Origin of the sequence: Motilibacter peucedani (genome assembly GCF_003634695.1) — a bacterium.
GTDB classification, from domain to species: Bacteria; Actinomycetota; Actinomycetes; order Motilibacterales; family Motilibacteraceae; genus Motilibacter; species Motilibacter peucedani.
Genome location: NZ_RBWV01000009.1, coordinates 187,790 through 205,527, shown reverse-complemented (window position 1 = coordinate 205,527; position 17,738 = coordinate 187,790). Strand labels below are relative to the sequence as shown.

At 74.4% G+C, this 17,738-nt stretch carries 17 protein-coding genes and 1 pseudogene; 11 read left to right on the top strand and 7 right to left on the bottom strand.

The window, feature by feature from the left end:
* Positions 1–3 precede the first annotated feature (3 nt).
* From CLV35_RS02490 to CLV35_RS02480, 3 genes are all read left to right on the top strand, one after another.
* Complete coding sequence (locus tag CLV35_RS02490; RefSeq protein ID WP_121191830.1) at positions 4–261, top strand: hypothetical protein; 258 nt, start codon at positions 4–6, stop codon at positions 259–261.
* A gap of 63 nt (positions 262–324) precedes the next feature.
* Entirely contained in the window at positions 325–1,677 is a 1,353-nt protein-coding gene (locus CLV35_RS02485) for a sensor histidine kinase (protein WP_121191829.1), read from the top strand.
* The gene (locus CLV35_RS02480; RefSeq protein ID WP_121191828.1) at positions 1,674–2,297 is read left to right on the top strand and encodes a response regulator; all 624 of its coding nucleotides are present in this window, start codon (positions 1,674–1,676) and stop codon (positions 2,295–2,297) included. Before CLV35_RS02485 ends, CLV35_RS02480 begins: the two co-directional genes overlap by 4 nt.
* A gap of 5 nt (positions 2,298–2,302) precedes the next feature.
* Here the strand turns inward: CLV35_RS02480 and CLV35_RS02475 are convergent, their stop codons facing one another.
* Positions 2,303–2,815 carry a MarR family winged helix-turn-helix transcriptional regulator gene (locus CLV35_RS02475; RefSeq protein ID WP_121191827.1) on the bottom strand — a complete coding sequence of 171 codons (513 nt, stop codon included), beginning with the start codon at positions 2,813–2,815 and terminating at the stop codon, positions 2,303–2,305.
* Between the two features lie 104 nt (positions 2,816–2,919).
* Between CLV35_RS02475 and CLV35_RS02470 the strand changes: the two genes are divergently transcribed.
* The 5 genes from CLV35_RS02470 to CLV35_RS02450 all read left to right on the top strand — a co-directional run bounded on the left by CLV35_RS02470 (position 2,920) and on the right by CLV35_RS02450 (position 6,578).
* Entirely contained in the window at positions 2,920–3,441 is a 522-nt protein-coding gene (locus CLV35_RS02470) for a VOC family protein (protein ID WP_121191826.1), read from the top strand.
* 61 nt (positions 3,442–3,502) lie between these two features.
* Entirely contained in the window at positions 3,503–4,072 is a 570-nt protein-coding gene (locus CLV35_RS02465; RefSeq protein ID WP_121191825.1) for a YceI family protein, read from the top strand.
* A 117-nt stretch (positions 4,073–4,189) separates the two neighbouring features.
* Complete coding sequence (locus CLV35_RS02460; protein ID WP_121191824.1) at positions 4,190–4,864, top strand: DUF4230 domain-containing protein; 675 nt, start codon at positions 4,190–4,192, stop codon at positions 4,862–4,864.
* 119 nt (positions 4,865–4,983) lie between these two features.
* Positions 4,984–6,243 (top strand): ammonium transporter, encoded by a 1,260-nt coding sequence (locus tag CLV35_RS02455; protein ID WP_121191823.1) that lies wholly within the window; start codon positions 4,984–4,986, stop codon positions 6,241–6,243.
* Entirely contained in the window at positions 6,240–6,578 is a 339-nt protein-coding gene (locus CLV35_RS02450; protein WP_121191822.1) for a P-II family nitrogen regulator, read from the top strand. The genes CLV35_RS02455 and CLV35_RS02450 overlap by 4 nt, the downstream gene beginning before the upstream one ends.
* A 9-nt stretch (positions 6,579–6,587) precedes the next feature.
* On the opposite strand, the gene CLV35_RS02445 is transcribed toward CLV35_RS02450, so the two are convergent.
* Positions 6,588–8,207: a GTPase gene (locus CLV35_RS02445; protein WP_121191821.1), complete on the bottom strand. Its 1,620-nt coding sequence runs from the start codon at positions 8,205–8,207 to the stop codon at positions 6,588–6,590.
* The gene (locus CLV35_RS02440; RefSeq protein WP_121191820.1) at positions 8,204–9,943 is read right to left on the bottom strand and encodes a dynamin family protein; all 1,740 of its coding nucleotides are present in this window, start codon (positions 9,941–9,943) and stop codon (positions 8,204–8,206) included. The genes CLV35_RS02445 and CLV35_RS02440 overlap by 4 nt, the downstream gene beginning before the upstream one ends.
* A 177-nt stretch (positions 9,944–10,120) precedes the next feature.
* Between CLV35_RS02440 and CLV35_RS02435 the strand changes: the two genes are divergently transcribed.
* Both CLV35_RS02435 and CLV35_RS02430 read left to right on the top strand, forming a co-directional pair.
* Positions 10,121–11,614, top strand: a complete 1,494-nt coding sequence (locus CLV35_RS02435) for a DNA-3-methyladenine glycosylase 2 (protein WP_121191819.1) — start codon at positions 10,121–10,123, stop codon at positions 11,612–11,614.
* Positions 11,611–12,096: a methylated-DNA--[protein]-cysteine S-methyltransferase gene (locus CLV35_RS02430; protein ID WP_121191818.1), complete on the top strand. Its 486-nt coding sequence runs from the start codon at positions 11,611–11,613 to the stop codon at positions 12,094–12,096. The genes CLV35_RS02435 and CLV35_RS02430 overlap by 4 nt, the downstream gene beginning before the upstream one ends.
* A gap of 53 nt (positions 12,097–12,149) precedes the next feature.
* Here the strand turns inward: CLV35_RS02430 and CLV35_RS02425 are convergent, their stop codons facing one another.
* Together CLV35_RS02425 and CLV35_RS02420 are read right to left on the bottom strand one after the other, a co-directional pair.
* On the bottom strand, positions 12,150–12,794 hold the full coding sequence (locus CLV35_RS02425; RefSeq protein ID WP_121191817.1) for a response regulator: 645 nt from the start codon (positions 12,792–12,794) through the stop codon (positions 12,150–12,152).
* Complete coding sequence (locus tag CLV35_RS02420; protein ID WP_231121389.1) at positions 12,791–14,026, bottom strand: sensor histidine kinase; 1,236 nt, start codon at positions 14,024–14,026, stop codon at positions 12,791–12,793. The genes CLV35_RS02425 and CLV35_RS02420 overlap by 4 nt, the downstream gene beginning before the upstream one ends.
* A gap of 166 nt (positions 14,027–14,192) precedes the next feature.
* Between CLV35_RS02420 and CLV35_RS20330 the strand changes: the two are divergent.
* Positions 14,193–15,020 (top strand): annotated as a pseudogene (locus tag CLV35_RS20330) (glycosyltransferase 87 family protein); the annotation flags it as partial.
* 291 nt (positions 15,021–15,311) lie between these two features.
* On the opposite strand, the gene CLV35_RS02410 reads toward CLV35_RS20330, so the two are convergent.
* On the bottom strand, positions 15,312–17,006 hold the full coding sequence (locus tag CLV35_RS02410; protein ID WP_121191815.1) for a flavin monoamine oxidase family protein: 1,695 nt from the start codon (positions 17,004–17,006) through the stop codon (positions 15,312–15,314).
* Positions 17,003–17,578 (bottom strand): helix-turn-helix domain-containing protein, encoded by a 576-nt coding sequence (locus CLV35_RS02405; protein ID WP_121191814.1) that lies wholly within the window; start codon positions 17,576–17,578, stop codon positions 17,003–17,005. The genes CLV35_RS02410 and CLV35_RS02405 overlap by 4 nt, the downstream gene beginning before the upstream one ends.
* Positions 17,579–17,738: the final 160 nt, after the last annotated feature.

The window sequence follows — 17,738 nt, the reverse complement described above, 5'->3', positions numbered from 1 at the left end:
CTCATGCGTCGCACCGCTGCACTCACCCTCTCCGCCCTGCTGCTCGCCGGTGGCGCGGCCGCCGCCGTCCCCGGCGTCGCCAGCGCGGCCAGCTCCAGCTCGCACTCCACCCGGACCGCCGACGACCACGGCGGCCGGGGCTCCCACGCCGAGCGCGGCGACGACAAGGGCGGCAAGGGCCGGCACGCCGAGCCCGGCGACGACAAGGGCGGCAAGGGCGGCAAGGGCCGCCACGGTGACGACGGCCCGAACCACCACTAGGGAGCGGCACCGGCCCGCACACTGGACCGACCGCAGGTGCCGACGAGAAGGGGTGCGCGCAGCGTGCAGCAGCAGACCGGCGCACCCCCGTGGCGCGTGCTGGCCGAGCCGCGGCGGGCACCGCGCACCCCCGCCTCGATGCGCCGCATCGTCGGCACGTTCGTCGCCGGCAGCCTGGCCGTCGCGCTGGTCTTCCTCGCGCTCAGCACGTGGCTGAGCCAGCGCGCGGCGCGCAGCGAGTCGATCGACGACGCCCGCCGCTCGACCGACCTGTTCGCCCGCATCGCGGTCACCCCCGCGCTGAGCGACGGCCTGCTGCGCGGTGACCCCGCGGCGCTCGCGGCGATGGACACCGCCGTCGACGCGGTCCTCACGCCGGAGTCGGGTGTCGTGCGGGTGAAGATCTGGTCGCGCGACGGGCGCGTCCTCTGGTCCGACGAGCCGCGGCTGGTCGGGCGCACCTTCGCGCTCGAGGCCGACGAGGTCGAGGCCCTCGACGAGGGGCGCACGGTGGCGGAGGTGAGCGACCTGCAGCGGCCGGAGAACGTCTACGAGCGCTCGCAGGGCCGGCTGCTCGAGGTCTACCGCCCCGTGCGCACGCCGGGCGGCGAGCTGCTCGAGCTGGAGGCGTACTTCCCCTACCACCGCGTCGTGACCGAGCGCTCCTGGCACATCTGGCGCGAGTTCGGCCTCATCACGCTGCTCGCGCTGGTCCTCGCCCAGCTCGTGCAGCTGCCGCTGGTCGCCCGGATGCTGGGGCAGCTGCGGCGCAGCGAGCGCTCGCGCGACCACCTGGCGCGCCGGGCCGTCGAGGCCTCGCAGGAGGAGCGGCGCCGCATCGCGGGCAGCCTGCACGACGGCGTGGTGCAGGACCTCGCCGGTGCGTCGTTCGTCCTCGCCGGGGCGATCGCCCACGCGGAGCCCCCGGCGCCGCAGGCGCTGCGCCCGGCGCTCGACGCGGTGCGCCAGTCGATCGGCGGGCTCCGCTCGCTGCTGGTCGAGCTCTACCCGCCGAGCCTCGAGCGCGCCGGTCTGGCTGCCGCGCTCACCGACGCGGCGTCGGCGCTGCGCTCGAGGGGCGTCCGCGTACGCGTCGAGGTCCCGGACGACGTCGCCGCCCGCGTACCCGTCGCCACCGAGGCGGTGCTCTTCCGCGTCGCGCAGGAGGCGATGCGCAACGTCGCGAGCCACGCCGACGCCTGCGAGGTGGAGGTGGGCGTGCGGGTGCAGCGCGGCCGCGTCGAGCTGGTCGTGCGCGACGACGGGCGGGGCTTCGACGCGGGCGACGTGCCGCGCGAGGCCGGCCACGTCGGGCTGGAGGTCGTGAGCGACGTGGTCGCCGAGGCGGGTGGCACGGTCGAGCTGGCGTCCGCACCCGGCCAGGGGACCGCGCTGCGGGTCGGGCTGCCGCTGTGAACGGGGTCCGGGTGCTCCTCGTCGACGACCACGCCCTCGTGCGCTCCGGGCTCGAGAGCCTCATGGGCGCGGAGCCCGACCTCGACGTGGTCGGCTCCGCCTCCGACGGCGCGCAGGCGCTCGAGCTGGTGGTCTCGCTGGCGCCCGACGTGGTGCTGATGGACCTCTCGATGCCCGTGCTCGACGGGGTGGCGGCCACCCGGCGGCTGACGGCGGAGCACCCGGGCACCGCCGTGCTCGTGCTGACCTCGTTCTCCGACCGGGAGCGCGTGACCGACGCCCTGGACGCCGGAGCGGTCGGCTACGTGCTCAAGGACAGCGAGCCGTCGGTGGTGCTCGAGGCGGTGCGCGCCGTGGCGCGCGGCGAGTCGCCGCTCGACCCGAGGGTGGCGCGTACGCTGCTGGCCGCCCGCCGCGCGGACCCCGCCGCCGAGCTGACCGACCGCGAGCGCGAGGTGCTCGGCCTGGTGGGCCGGGGGCTGCCCAACAAGCAGATCGCGCGCGCCCTGGGCATCCGCGAGAGCACGGTCAAGGCGCACCTCACCAGCGTCTTCGCCGCCATCGGCGTGCGCGACCGCACCGCCGCGGCGCTGTGGGCCCAGCGCAACCTGTCCGGCTGAGCGGGTCAGGCCGCGCCGGGGCAGCCGGCGGGCGGCGTCTCCGCACCCCGGGCGGCGCGCAGGGCGGTGCTGATGCGGCCGAGGGCGGCGTAGTCCTCGGGGGAGAGGGCGTCGACGAGGTAGCGGCGTACGGCCGCGACGTGGCCCGGTGCGGCAGCGGCGAGGGACTCGAAGCCGAGGTCGGTGAGCACCGCCTCCTGGCCGCGGCGGTCGCTCGGGCAGGCCTCGCGCCGGATCCAGCCGCGCTCCTCGAGGCGGGACACCGCGTGGGAGAGCCGGCTGCGCGAGGAGGTGAGCCGGTCGGCGAGCTCGGACATGCGCAGCCGGCGGCCGGGCGCCTCCGACAGGTGCACGAGGATCTCGTAGTAGGCGTGAGGGATCCCCGCCTCCGCCTGCAGCTGGCGGTCGAGCTCGTCGAACAGCCCGGTCATCGCGTCGAGGAACGTGCGCCAGACGTGCTGCTCGTCGGCGCTGAGCCACCGCGGCTCGGGGCCGGTGGGAGCGGTCTGGGAAGTCATGCAACCATGGTAGTTGAAGTTTCAAGGGAATGCCTCTACGCTGTACGTAGTTGAGGGCTCAACGACGACGACCAGGTCGACGACCAGCAGGAAGGGGCAGGGCGATGGGCATCACTCGGCTCAACCACGCAGTGCTCTTCGTCCGTGACCTCGAGCGCAGCCGGGAGTTCTACACGAGCGCGCTCGGCTTCCGCGAGATCTCGCTGGGCGGCGCGCCGCTGCCCGGGGCGGCGTTCCTCCAGGCCGCCGGCTCCACCAACGACCACGACCTCGGGCTCTTCGAGATCGGCAGCGCGGCGGCCGCGTCCGGCGCCGGGCGCACCAGCGTCGGGCTCTACCACCTCGCGTGGGAGGTCGACACGCTCGACGAGCTCGGCCGGATCGGCCAGGAACTCGCCGCCCGCGGCGCCCTCGTCGGCAGCTCCGACCACGGCACCACCAAGAGCCTCTACGGCAAGGACCCCGACGGCCTCGAGTTCGAGGTCGCCTGGATCATCCCGGCCGACCTGCTCGACGAGAGCGCGCTCAGCGCGCGCGCCTCCATCGGCCGGCTCGACCTCGAGGCCGAGGTGGCGCGCTACGGCGCCACCACCCGCGGCGGCGTCGGCATCTCGACGCCCGTCTGACCCGCACCCGTACACCCCCACCACCGCCCGCCAGCAGCTCAGCACACCAAGGAGAACCGCCATGACGTCCACCGACTTCGAGCCCTCGACCGACACCGCCGCCCTCACCGGCACCTGGACGATCGACGCCGCGCACTCGCGCGTCGGCTTCGTCACGCGCCACGCGATGGTCACCAAGGTCCGCGGCCAGTTCCGCGACGTCGAGGGCACCATCGTGATCGACGCCGCCGACCACAAGGCGTCCAGCGCCGTCGTCACCCTGCAGGTGGCCAGCGTCGACACCGGCCAGGCCCAGCGCGACGAGCACCTGCGCACCGGCGACTTCTTCGACGCCGCGGCCTACCCGACCATCACCTTCCGCAGCACCGACGTCGAGGTCGACGGCGCCGAGATCAAGCTCAAGGGCGACCTGACGATCAAGGACGTCACGCGCCCGGTCGAGCTCGACCTCGAGTTCACCGGCACCGCGACCGACCCCTTCGGCAACGTGCGCGCCGGCTTCGACGGCAAGACCACTGTCAAGCGCACCGACTGGGGCCTGACCTACAACGCCGCGCTCGAGACCGGCGGCGTGCTGATCAGCGACAAGACCACCCTCGAGTTCGAGATCTCGGTCATCAAGTCGGCCTGACCCGACAGCGCGGACTCCGGTCCGCTCTCGGCGAAATACTCCGGGCACAGCGGGCGTTCTGTCATCAGACGCCCGCTGTGCCCGCTTCGTCTTCCCTCCTGCCGAGAAGGACCCTGCATGGCCCTGTACGCCGCCCCCGCCCGCACCGCCTCCCGCACCGCGCGCCCCGTGCTCGCGGTCGTCGTCGCCGCGCTGCTGCTCTTCGCGCTCGGCAGGGGCCTGGGGCTGCTCGACCTGCGCAACCCGTTCGCGGCGACGCGCACCGACCGCAGCGGGCCGGCGCTCATGAAGGCGCTCACGGACCTCAAGGAGTTCCACGGCTCGAGCGCGCAGTACCAGCAGGTCGTGCGCATCGACGAGAGCCACAAGTTCGTGCCCGGCTTCGTCGCCGGGCAGTCGACGACGTTCCTGGCCACCGGCAGCGCCGACGGCATCGTCGACTTCTCGAAGCTCTCGCCCTCCGACGTCGTCGTCGACGGCAAGGCCGTGACGATCACGCTGCCCCACGCGTACCTCGGGCAGGCGCGGCTCGACGCCACGCAGAGCCGTGTCCTCGAGCGCGACCGCGGGGTCGTCGACCGGGCGACCGAGGCGCTGGGCAACGGCGGCTCCGACACCGCCTACTGGAAGGCCGGCCAGCAGAAGATCGACGCTGCTGCAGCGGCCGACCCGAGCGTGCTGGCCCGCGCCGAGGACAACGCCCGAGCGACGCTCACCACGCTGGCAGGCTCACTGGGCTACGACTCGGTGACCGTGGTCTTCGCCGACGACCCCGCCCTCTCGCAGAGCTGAGCCCCTCCGACACGCACGGCAACGCGGCGGAAACCTCCGCGTAACACGCCGTGCCGACACTCGGGCGCTGCCGCTGACACCCGCCGTCGCGGCCAGACCTGGGTGGAGGGTTCGCGGTCATGGTCGACGGTGCCGACACGGCGTGGGTGCTCGTGTGCGCAGCCCTGGTGCTCTTCATGGCACCAGGGCTCGCCCTGTTCTACGGCGGCATGGTCCGCAGCAAGCACGTCCTCGCGATGATGGCCCAGGTCTTCGGGGCGGCAGCGGTGGTGAGCGTCCTCTGGGTGCTGCTCGGCCACTCGCTCGCCTTCGGCCCCGACCTGCACGGCGTGGTCGGGTCGCTGCGGCTGGCCGGCATGGCCCACCCCGACGACCCCGTGCCGGGCTTCGACCTGCACGTCCCCTCGACCGCCTTCGCCGCCTTCCAGATGATGTTCGCCGTCATCACCGCGGCTCTGCTGGCCGGAGCGGGTGCCGACCGGATGCGCTTCGGCAGCTTCCTGGTCCTCGTGGGGCTCTGGGTGCTCCTCGTCTACGCCCCGCTCGCGCACTGGGTGTTCTCGCCCAACGGCTGGCTCGCCGCACGCGGCGTGCTCGACTTCGCCGGCGGCACCGTCGTCGAGACGAACTCCGGCGCGTCGGCCCTCGCCCTCGCCCTGGTGCTTGGTGCCCGGCGGGGCTGGCCGCGCGAGCAGATGGCCCCGCACTCGCTGCCGCTGACGCTGGTCGGAGCCGGCATCCTGTGGTTCGGGTGGCTCGGCTTCAACGCCGGCTCCGCCCTGGCGGTGGGCGGCCTGGCCAGCCAGGCGCTGCTCTCCACGCACCTCGCCGCGTGCGCCGGGCTGCTCGGCTGGTTGCTCGTCGAGAAGCTGCAGACCGACCACCCCACGACTCTGGGCGCGGCGTCGGGCGCCGTCGCCGGCCTCGTCGCCATCACGCCGGCGGCCGGCTTCGTGAACAGCCTGGGCGCCCTGGCCATCGGCTTCGCCGGCGGCGTGGTCTCCGTGCTGGCGGTGGAGCAGAAGGTGCGGTTCGGCTACGACGACTCCCTCGACGTCGTCGGGGTGCACGGTGTGGCGGGTGTCGTCGGGACCCTGGCCGTCGGCGTCTTCGCCACCCACACGGTCAACGCGGGCATCGCGCACCGCGGGCTGCTCGACGGCGGCGGGGTGCACCTGCTGCTCCTGCAGCTGCTCGCGGTCGTGGTCACCATCGCCTGGGCCTTCCCCGTGACCTGGCTGGTCGCCCGGGGCGTCGGTCGGGTGATGCCCCTGCGGGTGCCGCCCGAGGGTGAGCTCGAGGGCCTCGACATGCACTCGCACGCCGAGTCGGCCTACGACATCGGCGGTCGCCGGGTGGCAGGGAGGATGGGGGCATGAAGCTGGTGACCGCCGTCCTGAAGCCGCACATGCTCGAGCCCGTCAAGGAGGCCCTCGAGGCGTTCGGCGTGCGCGGCCTGACGATCTCCGAGGTGTCGGGACACGGCCGTCAGCGCGGCCACACCGAGGTCTACCGCGGCGCCGAGTACACCGTCGACTTCCTCCCGAAGGTGCGGCTCGAGGTGCTGGTCGACGCCCCCGAGGCCGACGACGTCGTCGCGGCCATCGTCAGTGCGGCGCGGACGGGCAAGATCGGCGACGGCAAGGTGTGGGTGATGCCGGTGGACGCGGTCGTCCGCATCCGCACGGGGGAGCGCGACGTCGAGGCGCTCTGAGGAGCCCCGTCAGCCCGCGCGCCGCAGCGCCTCGCGCGTCGCGGCGTAGCGGGCCAGCTCGGCCTTCACCGGCGCGACGACGAGCTCCTCGCCCACGGCGCTGACCTCGTCGCGCAGCGCGGCACCGGCCCGGCGGCCGGCCCGACGTGCCGACAGCCGGCCGAGCGTGCGCCCGAGCGCGGCCACGAGCAGCTCCGCGAGCGCTCCGCCCACCGCCAGCACCGTCGGCAGCGGCAGGGCGCCCAGGTCGGCGGTCGGCGGGTCGGGCAGGCGCAGCCAGTCGACGACGAACAGCCCGACCAGCCACAGGGCGCCGGCGAGGGTCACCAGCGCGAGCACGAGCTGCAGCGCGCCGAGCGGCGGCTCCCACCACGTTCGCCGCGGCGGGGCCACCGGCTTCGCGGTCATCGCGCGGTCGAGCGCGTCGTCGAGGTCGGCCTCGCGCGAGCGCGCGGCGGTGCGCACGGCTCCGGCCCAGCGCGGCGGCAGCCCGGTCACGACGCTGTCGCCCACCGCGCGCACGGCCACGTCGACCGACGCGCGGGCCACGGGGCTCGCGGGCGGCAGCGACGAGCGCGCCGCCGGCTCGAGGTGCAGACGGCGCAGCGGGTCGCGGCGCAGCCGCCCCGCCCAGCGGGTGAACGGCCAGCCGGTGGAGGCGGCGACGCGGCGGCGCACCGCCTGCTCGACCGCCTGTTCGACGACGGGTACGCCTGCGGCGAGTGCCAGCGCCTCGCGCAGCCGGGCGCGCTCCTGCCGTCCCACGGTCGCACGTCCGGCAGCGGCGTCGGCGGTGCCGAGGTCGGCCTCGAAGGCGGCGACCACACGGTCGACGTCGCCCGTCAGCCGCTCGACGGCGGCGGCCCGGCGCCCGACCGCGTCGAGCAGGGCCTTGTGGACGGTGTCGACGCCGAGCCCGGTGCGCACGCTGGTGGCGACCAGCGCGACCTCCCCGAGCCCGTCGTCGTGGAGCAGCCGGCGCAGGTCGGTGAGGCAGGCCTCGGTGGCCTGCTCGCCGAGCAGGTCGACCTGGTTGAGCACGACGAGGGTGACCGCGCGGTGCTGCCGCAGCCGGCGCAGGTAGCGCTCGTGCACGGCGGCGTCGGCGTACTTCTGCGGGTCGAGCACCCACACAAGCAGGTCGACGACCTCGACGAGCCGGTCGACCTCGAGCCGGTGCGACTCGACGGTGGAGTCGTGGTCGGGCAGGTCGAGCAGCACCAGCCCGGACAGGTCGCCGGCGACCGGGTCGGGGGTGGCGGGCGGCTCGAGGCGGTGGCGCTCGGGCACCTGGAGCCAGTCGAGCAGCGGGCCCGCGCCCTCGGGGTCCCAGAGGCAGGCCACCGGCGTGCCGGTCGTGGGACGGCGCACGCCCACCGGCGACAGGTCGACCCCGGCCAGCGCGTTGAACAGCGAGGACTTGCCACTGCCGGTGCCGCCGGCCAGCGCCACGACGGTGTGCTCGCCCGAGAGCCGCAGCCGGGCGCCGGCGCGGTCGAGCACCGCCCGGCCCTCGACCAGCGCGGCCGGGTCGAGCCGGCCCTCACCCTCGCGCAGGACGGTCTCGAGCGCGTCGAGCCGGGGGACCAGGTCGGTGTTGCGGCGCCGCCTGGCGAGCAGCCGCGTCACCGGCCGGCCCGCCCGTGCAGCACGGTGAGCCGGGCCGCCGCGGAGCGCAGGTCGTCGGCGCCCGTGCCGCGCGGCAGCCGCTCGAGCCGGGCGTCGAAGCGCGCCCGCTCCTCCGCCAGCACCGCCTCGATGCGCGAGCGCAGGTCGGCCCGGGCGAGGGCGGCGAGCCTGCGCACGGCCTCGTCGCCGAGCAGGGCCTCGAGCAGCTTCTGGCCGACCGCGGAGGCGCCGCCCGCCACGAGCACCTCGCCGCCGGTGAGCCCGCCCGTCGAGGCGAAGACCGCCACCATCACGACGAGCGCGGCGCCGTTGACGCCGTAGGACAGCACGCGCGCCGCCGACCGGCGCTGGGACCCTTCGCTGCGTACGAGCTCCAGCACGCTGCCCTGCCAGTCGCGCACCGCTCGGGCGCTGGCCTCGGGCAGTGCGGCCGACGACCGGGCGAGCGCGCCGGCGTCGTCGCCGAGCAGGGCCCGGCCGCCGGGGTCGGCGGTCCACGCGTCAACCGTCTGCTCAGCGGCCGCGTCGGCGGCGCCCCGGACGAGCGCCTCGAGCCCCGACTCGAGCGCGACGCTCAGCCGCTGGTCGGGGGAGGGTCGGCCGCGTACGGCGCTGACCAGGCGGTCGCGCAGCCGCCCGACGCGCGACTCGAGCTGGCGGAGCAGCTCGCCCGTGCCGACGATCTCCTGCCAGCGGGCGAGCACCTCGCCTCGCAGGAGCTGGCCGTCGTCGAGGGCGCGGTCGACCCGGGCGCCGGCCGCGGCGTAGGCGCGAGCCGCCGCCGTCGCCAGGTCGGCGCGCGCGTCGTCCTGCTCCTCGAGCGCGTTCGCCAGCGCGGGCAGGCGCACGGTGTAGCCGGCCAGCACGCCGTCGAGCGTGCGGCGCACGAGCCCGGCGCGAGCCCCGGCGTCGGCGGCGAGCCCGGACAGCCAGCTCCGCAGGGCGGCGGTGGTCTGCTCGGGGAGCAGGCCTCCGCTCAGCGCCGACTCGGGCACCACGAACACCGGGGAGTCGGAGAGCCCCTGCTGGGCGAGCATCGAGCGCAGGTGCGGCTCGATCTCGTGCTCGGCGCCGGGCGGCACCCGGTCGAGGACGACGGCGACCGCGGCGCTGCGGGCGCTCGCGGCGCGCAGGAGGTCCCACGGCACGGCATCGGCGTAGCGGGCGGCCGTGGTGACGAACACCCACAGGTCGGCCGCGGCCAGCAGCTGGCCGGCGAGCTCGCGGTTCTCGGCGACGACGGAGTCGATGTCAGGGGCGTCGAGCAGCGCGAGCCCGGGGGGTACGCGGTCGCTGGCCACAAGCGCCAGCGTGCTGGTCGAGCCGCCCGTGCCGGGCGCGTCGCTGGTGGCCCGGGTCTCACGGGCGAAGCCGGGGAGCACCCGGTCGCCGGTGAAGGAGTCGCGGTCCTCCGGGGCGTGCGCGAGCACCGGCGAGCGGGTCGTCGGGCGCAGCACCCCGGGCGCCGAGACCTGAGCGCCGACGAGCGAGTTGACCAGGGTCGACTTGCCGGCACCTGTGGAGCCGCCGACCACCACCAGGAGCGGGGCGTCGAGGTCGCGCAGCCGGGGCAGCACGTAGTCGTCGAGCTGGTCGAGCACCTCGCGGCGAGCGAGGCGGGCGGCCGGCGCCGCCGGCGTCTCGAGCGGCAGTTCCAGGCCGTCGAGCAGCGGGCGCAGGTCGGTCAGCGCGTCGAGCAGGGTGTCGCCGGGACGTGCGGCGGCTCTCGCCTCCATCGCGTCCCTCCCCGTGCCCCCTGCCGCGCCTCGTGCGCAGGCGCTCGGATTCTCCCATGCGTCGCACTCGTCGCCGGGGACCCGCGCGACCGCCGGGCTGTCGCGGCGCGAGGGTCGCAGACGTACGTGTCGGATTCCCGCCAGCCGATCGGCCGCGGAGGAGGCAGACTCCTTGCTGTGCATGAGGACTTCGACAGCTGCCTGCGCGCGGTGCAGGCGAAGGACCGCCGCTTCGACGGCTGGTTCTTCACCGCCGTGCGCACGACCGGCATCTACTGCCGGCCGAGCTGCCCGGCCGTGACTCCCAAGCCGCAGAACCTCAGCTTCCACCCGAGCGCCGCGGCCGCGCAGGCGGCGGGCTACCGCGCGTGCAAGCGGTGCCGTCCGGACGCGAGCCCCGGGTCGCCGGAGTGGGACGTGCGTGCCGACTCGGTGGCCCGCGCCATGCGGCTCATCGCCGATGGTGTCGTCGACCGCGAGGGCGTGCCCGGTCTCGCTGCGCGCCTCGGCTACAGCGCCCGCCAGGTCGAGCGCCAGCTCGTGGCAGAGCTGGGCGCCGGCCCGCTCGCCCTCGCCCGGGCGCAGCGGGCGCAGACCGCCCGGCTGCTGGTCGAGACGACCACCCTGCCCATGACCGAGGTCGCGCTGGCCGCCGGCTTCGCGAGCCTCCGCTCGTTCAACGAGACGGTGCAGACGGTCTTCGCGATGTCGCCGACGCAGCTGCGCGAGCGGTCGCGGCGGCGGGCAGCTCCGGCCGGGCCCGGCGAGCTGGCGCTGCGGCTGCCGTTCCGTGCGCCCCTCAACCCCGACAACCTCTTCGGCCACCTCGCCGCGACGGCGGTGCCTGGTGTCGAGGAGTGGCGCGACGGCGCCTACCGCCGCACGCTCGCGCTGCCGCACGGGTGGGGGCTCGTGTCGCTGCGCCCGCAGCCCGAGCACGTCGAGTGCCGACTGCGGCTGCAGGACCTGCGTGACCTCTCCGCCGCCATCTCACGGTGCCGCCGGCTGCTCGACCTCGACGCCGACCCGGTCGCCGTCGACGAGGCGCTGGCCGAGGACCCCGCTCTCGAGCCGCACGTCCGCAAGGCGCCGGGGCGGCGGGTGCCGCGTACGGTCGACGTCCACGAGCTCGCCGTGCGCGCGGTGCTCGGGCAGCAGGTGTCGACGGCGGCGGCGCGTACGCACGCCGGCCGGATCGCCGCCGCGCTCGGTACGCCCGTCGACGACCCCGACGGCGGCCTCACCCGGCTGTGGCCCACCGTCGAGCAGCTCGCCGCGCTCGCGCCGGAGGACCTCGCCATGCCGGCGTCGCGCCGCCGCGCCGTCCTCGCGCTCGTCCGGGCGCTCGCCGACGGCGACGTGCAGCTCGGTCCGGGAGCCGACTGGGGCCGGGCCCGGGCCGAGCTGCTCGCCCTCCCCGGCATCGGGCCGTGGACGGTCGAGGTGGTCGCCATGCGCGGACTGGGCGACCCGGACGCGTTCCTCCCCGGCGACCTCGGGGTGCGCATCGCCGCGACCGCGCTGGGACTGCCGGATGCGGCGGGACCCCTCGACACGTACTCCCAACGGTGGCGGCCGTGGCGCGCCTATGCCGTGCAGTACCTCTGGGCCACCGGCACCCACGCCGTCAACACCATGCCGGGCAGCACACCGACGAAGGAGAGCGCATGAGCGACAGGAAGACGGTCGTCGACAGCCCGATCGGGCCGCTGACGCTCGTGGCCGACGACGACGGGCTGCGCGGCGTGTTCATGGAGAGCCACCGCCACCTGCCTGCCTGGGTCGAGGAGGCGCGGCTGGACGCGGCCGGCTTCGACGAGGTGCTGGCCCAGCTGGAGGAGTACTTCGCCGGTGACCGCAAGGAGTTCGACGTCCGGCTCTCGGTCACGGGAACGCCGTTCCAGCGGCGCGTGTGGGACGCGCTCGTCGAGATCCCCTACGGCAGCACATGGTCCTACGGCCAGCTGGCCGCCGCTGTGGGCGTGCCGGGCGCGGCACGGGCGGTCGGGCTGGCCAACGGGCGCAACCCCGTGAGCATCATCGTGCCCTGCCACCGGGTGATCGGCGCGAGCGGTTCCCTCACCGGCTACGGCGGCGGCGTCGAGCGCAAGAAGCTGCTGCTGGACCTGGAGAACGGCGTCCTCCCCCTCTAGTGTCCGAACGCGCTGCACGCTGACCAGGGCGGACGAGCGATCGCGTTCGGACACTAGCGGGGGACGAGGCCCGCCTCGTAGGCGAGGATGACGAGCTGCACCCGGTCCCTCGCGTCGAGCTTGGTGAGCAGGCTGCCGACGTGCGCCTTGGCGGTGGCCATGCTGATGAAGAGCCGCTCGGCGATCTCGGCGTTCGAGAGCCCACGCGCTACCAATTCGAGGACCTCGCACTCGCGCGCGGTGATGCCGTCGAGTACGCGTGCGGTGCTCCTCTGCGGCGCACCGACGAAGTCGCGGATCAGCGTGCTGGTGACGCGCGGGGCGAGGAGTGCCTCTCCGCGGGCGATCACGCGGATGCCGGCAAGGATGTCGTCCAGCGCCATGTCCTTGACGAGGAAGCCGCTCGCGCCGGCGCGCAGGGCTGCGTAGACGTACTCGTCGTCGTCGAAGGTCGTGAGCACGGCGACACGGGCGTCGCACGAGCCGGTGATCATCCGCGTGGCCTCGATGCCGTCCATTCCGGGCATGCGGATGTCCATCACCACCACGTCGGGCCGGAGCTCGGCGACCAGGGCGACCGCGTCGCCACCGGTGCCGGCCTCGCCCACGACCCGCAGGTCGTCGCTGTCCGCCACGAGGACGCGGAGTCCCGCGCGTACGAGCGGCTGGTCGTCGACCAGCACGATGTCAGCGGTCACGCGCCCACCGGCAGCCGGGCGAGCACGCGGAAGCCGCCCTCTGCCCCCGGCCCGGCCTCCAGCTTCCCGCGCAGCAGCTCCACCCGCTCGCGCATCCCGACCAGCCCGTAGCCCTCCCCGGTGCCCGTGAGCCCGCGCCCGTGGTCCACGACCTCGAGCACGACCTCGTCGGGCCGCGTGACCACCCGGACCTGGCAGCAGCTCGTGCCCGCGTGCCGCACCACGTTGGTCAGCGCCTCCTGCACGATGCGGAAGGCCGAGAGGTCGAGCTCGGCCGGCAGGGCACGGGGCGGGCCGTCCCACGTCAGCTCCACCGCGACGCCAGCGTCCGCCGTCGTCGCGACGAGGCGGTCGAGGTCGGCGAGCCCCGGTGCCGGGGCGCGAGGTACGGGCTCCTCCCGGTCGTCGGTCCGCCGCAGGGTGCCCAGCGTCGTGCGCAGCCCCGTCAACGTCTCACGACTGGTCCGCTCGATCGCGCTCAGCGCCTGGCGGGCCTCCTCGGGCTGCGTGTCGAAGACGCGGCTGCCCATGCCGGCCTGGATCGCGATGACGCCGATGCTGTGGGCGACGACGTCGTGCAGCTCGCGCGCGATGCGCAGCCGCTCCGCGGTGACGGCCTGCAGCGTGGCTTGGTCCCGCACCGTCCGCGCGTGCAGACGCCGCTCCCGGACGGTGTTGCCCACCAACCACGCGAGGCCGACCGCGAGCACGACGGTGAGGGAGAGCACCGGCGACACGTGGCGCAGTGTGACGCCCTCGACCGGGGAGGAGGCGGTGGTGAGCGAGGAGGTCGCGGCGGTGAGCACGAACAGGCTGGCCCCCGCCGCGACCGCGGAGGCGCTGCGGCGGCAGGTCGCCGCGACGTAGGCGAGCGCCAGGTCGACCAGGACGAAGAGTGCGAGCGGTGCGACCGTGGAGGTGAAGACGAACGCGACCGACAGCGTGTCCAGGAGCAGCACGCCGAGGGTCACCAGCGGCATGCGCCTCAGCAGCCACACGGTCAGCAGCAGCGCCAGCGGGTAGGCGAGCGTCTGCCAGCGCCCCCAGAGTGCGCCCCCGCCGCCCATCAGCATCAGGTGGCCGATGTCGCCCAGCACCACGAGGCACATGAGCAGGCTCACCGCCGTCGCGACGGCGCGCGCCAGTCGGACGGCGGCCCTCGAGCCGCGACTCCAGACCGAAGGGCCGGTGCCGGGCTGGGGCGGTGCCGGCGGCTGCAGTGTCGTGGACACGGGTCGAGCGTAGGACTCGGCGGCGCGGTGCGGATCCTCCCAGGGACGTACGCCCGTGGGAGACCGCGCGGCGCCGACCTCTCGCCGCCGGCCCGATGCCCGATGACGCGAGCGGCCGGGAGCGTGGCCGGAGCCAGCCCTCCCCCTAGCTCCGCGGAGCCCTCCCATGACCCGTGCCTCTCGCGTGCTGACCGTCCAGGTGCTCGCCGTCGCCGTCTTCGCGCTCAGCTGGCGGTCACTGGACTTCTCGATCTACGTGCTCGGCGGGCGAGCCGTCGGCGACGGGGACCGGCTCTACACCGAGCAGCTGCTGGGCCACTGGTTCACCTACACGCCGTTCGCCGCGGTGGTGTTCGCGCCGCTGTCCTGCGTGCCGCTGCTGCTCGCCCGGCTGGTGTGGGAGCTGGGCTCAGTGGCGGCCTTCGCCCTGTCGGTGCGGACGACGCTCCGGCTCGCGGGCCTGCGAGTGCAGCTGCGTCCCTGTGTCGCGCTCGGGCTGCTGCTCGAGCCGGTGTGGCACTCGCTGTTCCTCGGGCAGGTCAACCTCTACCTGCTCGCGCTCGTGCTGGTCGACGTGCAGCTGGTGTCGCACGGCCGCAGGGCGGGTGTGCTCGTGGGGCTCGCGACGGCGGTGAAGCTCACGCCCGCGGTGTTCGTGGTGCTGTTGCTCCTCGCTGGGCGCACCCGGGCGGCGGTGCGGGCGGCGTCGACGTTCGCCATCTGCACCGCGCTCGCCTGGGCCATCGCTCCCGAGGCGTCGCTCCTCTACTGGACCCGGACCTTCCACGACACCCGCCGCGTCGGCGCGATCTACATCAGCAACCAGTCGCCCTTCGGCGCGGCAGGCCGCATCCTCCACGACTCCGGCGGTGTCGGGCACTGGTACGCAGTGGTGCCACCGCTCGTCGCGGCCGTCGGGCTGGTGGTGGCCGCTGCGTACGCGCGCCGCGGCGACTGGCTGACCGCCGCCGCGACGACCGGCACGACAGGCCTGCTCGTCTCGCCGATCTCGTGGACGCACCACTGGGTGTGGGTCCTGCCGGCTCTGGCTGTGCTGGTGCGCGACGGGCACCGGGTGGCGGCTGGGTGCGTGTACGCAGTGTTCGTCGTCGCGCCGCCGTGGTGGACGCCGGCGCACGGGACTCCGGGGGAGTACGGCTGGCACGGCGCCACGACCGTCGCGGCCAACGCGTACCTGCTCGCCGGCGTCACCTTCCTCACCTTCGCCTGTGTCCGAACGCGCGCCGCGCTGACCAGCGCGGACGGGCGATCGCGTTCGGACACGTCACTCGTCGGGGAAGCGGAGGGGGGCGAGCTCGTCGAACCGGTCGCCCGGGCCGGGGTTGGCCGGGTCGGTGGACCCGCCGAAGTGGTGCATGACTCCCCAGACGGCGTTGATGGCGGTCTGCACGGCTCCCTCGGCCCAGCCCGCCGTCCATGAGATGTCGTCACCGGCCAGGAACAGACCACGGTAGACCTCGGGCAGGGCGTCCTGGACGAAGTGGGTGTAGAGCCGCTCCTGGTAGCGGTAGTGGCCGGGCAGGTTCGCCTTGAAGGCGCCCATGAAGTCGGGCTCGGTCTCCCACGACACCGTCACCGGCGTGGCGATGACGTGCCGGCGGATGTCGACGCCCGGGTAGATCTGCGACAGCGACTTGAGCATGACCTCGAGCCGTTCCTCGGTCGAGAGCGGCACCCACTTCAGCGAGTCGTCGGACCAGGTGTAGGACAGGCAGATCACACCCGGCCGGTCGGGGCCGTTGTCGAGCAGGTAGGTGCCGCGGGTCATCCGGTCGGTGAGCGTCATGCTCATGGTGTCGCGGCCGGTGACGGGGTCCTTGTCGAGCCAGAAGGGCCGGTCCACCAGCAGGAAGAGCTTCGACGAGCCCATGTAGTGGGTGCGCTCGATCGCAGTCCAGTGGTCGCTCGGGAACAGCGTCTCGTCGCACTCGATGCGGCTGAGCAGCATCCAGCTCTGCGCGGTGAAGACAGCCGCAGGGTAGGTGCGGATCTCGCCGCTCGCGTCGGTGACGGTGATGTTGTTGGGAGCGGTACGCCGCAGGTGCGTCACGGCCGGCCGCGGGCGTCCGTCACGGTGCAGGGACGCCAGCGACGTGCCCTCGGGCCAGTGCGGCATCCCCGAAGGCGAAGCAGACCACAGCAGCTCCGGCACCTGCTGGCAGCCGCCGACGATGCTGCGGTGGTCATCGTCAGCACCTGTGTAGACCACTCGCAGGATCTCGAGGATCGAGTTGGGGAAGTCGGTGTCCCAGCCGCCGGTGCCGAAGCCGACCTGGCCGAAGATCTCCCGCCGTCGGAACGACGCGAAGGCGGGCGAGTCGCAGAGGAAGCCGTAGAACGTCTGGTTGTCCAGGCGTTCCACCAGCTCGTCCCAGATCGCCTTGATGGCCGGCACGTCGCGGCGCCGCATCGCCGCCTGCATCTCGTCGGAGCGGGCCTGCGCGACGAGCGTGTCGTGCCAGGCGTCGGCGACCTCGCGGTAGACGTCGGGCAGCTCGTCGAGCGTGCGCGCGTAGTGGGTGACGCCCTTGAGGTCGATGACCGTGCTCGGCGTCGCCGGGTCGAGCGGGTTGGGGAAGCGGGTCGTCGACAGCCCGAGCGCGTCGACGTAGTGGAAGAAGCCGGTGGAGGAGGGCGGGAAGCGCATCGCCCCCATCTCGGCGACGACGCCCGGGTGACCCTCGAAGCCCACGCTGCGCAGGCGCCCGCCGATCTGGTCGGCCTCGTAGACGACCGGCTTCAGCCCCATCCTCATCAGCTCGTAGGCGGTGACGATGCCCGAGAGCCCACCGCCGATGACCGCGACCTCGGCGCCGTACTCCGCCTCCGGCACCGAGCCGAGACCAGCGGGGTGGGCGAGGTAGTCGTCGTAGGGGAAGGGGAAGTCCGGCCCGAACATCGTGAGCGGCTTCTGCGGCTCCTCGCCCTCGCGGACGGCGACAGGGACGGCGGAGGTCATCGGCGGCTCTCCTCGGAGTCGGGCAGCGCGGGTGAGAGCACCCAGAGCACCTGCGTCGGGCCGGCCGCCTGCAGCGACTCGAAGCCGTGCCGGCGCCGGGGCGTGAACGTGAAGGCGTCCCCCTCGTGCAGCTCGACCGCGTCCGCGTCCTCGAAGGAGATCCGCAGCGAGCCGGCGAGGACGAACGCGAACTCGACGTCGACGGGGAGCGAGTACGCCTCGGCGCCGCTCCCGCCGCCGGGCTCGATGACGCTCACCATCGCCTGGAGGCGTCGCTCGCTGCGCGGGGTGAGCAGGAACTCAGCCAGACCCGTACCCCCGAAGCCGATCTCCGGCCAGGCACCCCGGCGGACGACCTCGCCGGCCCTCGGCGCGTCGAACAGGCTCCCCGGCGCGATGCCGAGCGCGCCGCACACCCGCATCAGGGCCGCGACGGAGGCGTTGGCCCGGTCGCGCTCGAGCCGGGACAGGAACCCCTTGGTGAGCCCGCTCGCCTCCGCCACCTCGTCGAGCGTGCGCCGCTGGGCCATCCGCGCGTCGCGCAGTCGCACGCCGATCGCCGGGGCGGTCATGCGGGGCACCTCCAGCCGGGGACGTGGGCGAGCTCCCATGATGCACGTCGGAGCCCTGTCGGTAAACCGAGGTTGACAAGCACGAAACGCCGGGTCAACGCTGGCTCCGTCGGACCAGCCCGACGCACGGTCCGCACGACCGGATGACTCCAGGAGGCAC

Coding starts and splice junctions, on each gene's coding strand:
- CLV35_RS02490 (WP_121191830.1), top strand. CDS start 4: ATGCGTCGCACCGCTGCACTCACCCTCTCCGCCCTGCTGCTCGCCGGT.
- CLV35_RS02475 (WP_121191827.1), bottom strand. CDS start 2,815: ATGACTTCCCAGACCGCTCCCACCGGCCCCGAGCCGCGGTGGCTCAGC.
- CLV35_RS02470 (WP_121191826.1), top strand. CDS start 2,920: ATGGGCATCACTCGGCTCAACCACGCAGTGCTCTTCGTCCGTGACCTC.
- CLV35_RS02465 (WP_121191825.1), top strand. CDS start 3,503: ATGACGTCCACCGACTTCGAGCCCTCGACCGACACCGCCGCCCTCACC.
- CLV35_RS02460 (WP_121191824.1), top strand. CDS start 4,190: ATGGCCCTGTACGCCGCCCCCGCCCGCACCGCCTCCCGCACCGCGCGC.
- CLV35_RS02455 (WP_121191823.1), top strand. CDS start 4,984: ATGGTCGACGGTGCCGACACGGCGTGGGTGCTCGTGTGCGCAGCCCTG.
- CLV35_RS02450 (WP_121191822.1), top strand. CDS start 6,240: ATGAAGCTGGTGACCGCCGTCCTGAAGCCGCACATGCTCGAGCCCGTC.
- CLV35_RS02440 (WP_121191820.1), bottom strand. CDS start 9,943: ATGGAGGCGAGAGCCGCCGCACGTCCCGGCGACACCCTGCTCGACGCG.
- CLV35_RS02430 (WP_121191818.1), top strand. CDS start 11,611: ATGAGCGACAGGAAGACGGTCGTCGACAGCCCGATCGGGCCGCTGACG.
- CLV35_RS02410 (WP_121191815.1), bottom strand. CDS start 17,006: ATGACCTCCGCCGTCCCTGTCGCCGTCCGCGAGGGCGAGGAGCCGCAG.
- CLV35_RS02405 (WP_121191814.1), bottom strand. CDS start 17,578: ATGACCGCCCCGGCGATCGGCGTGCGACTGCGCGACGCGCGGATGGCC.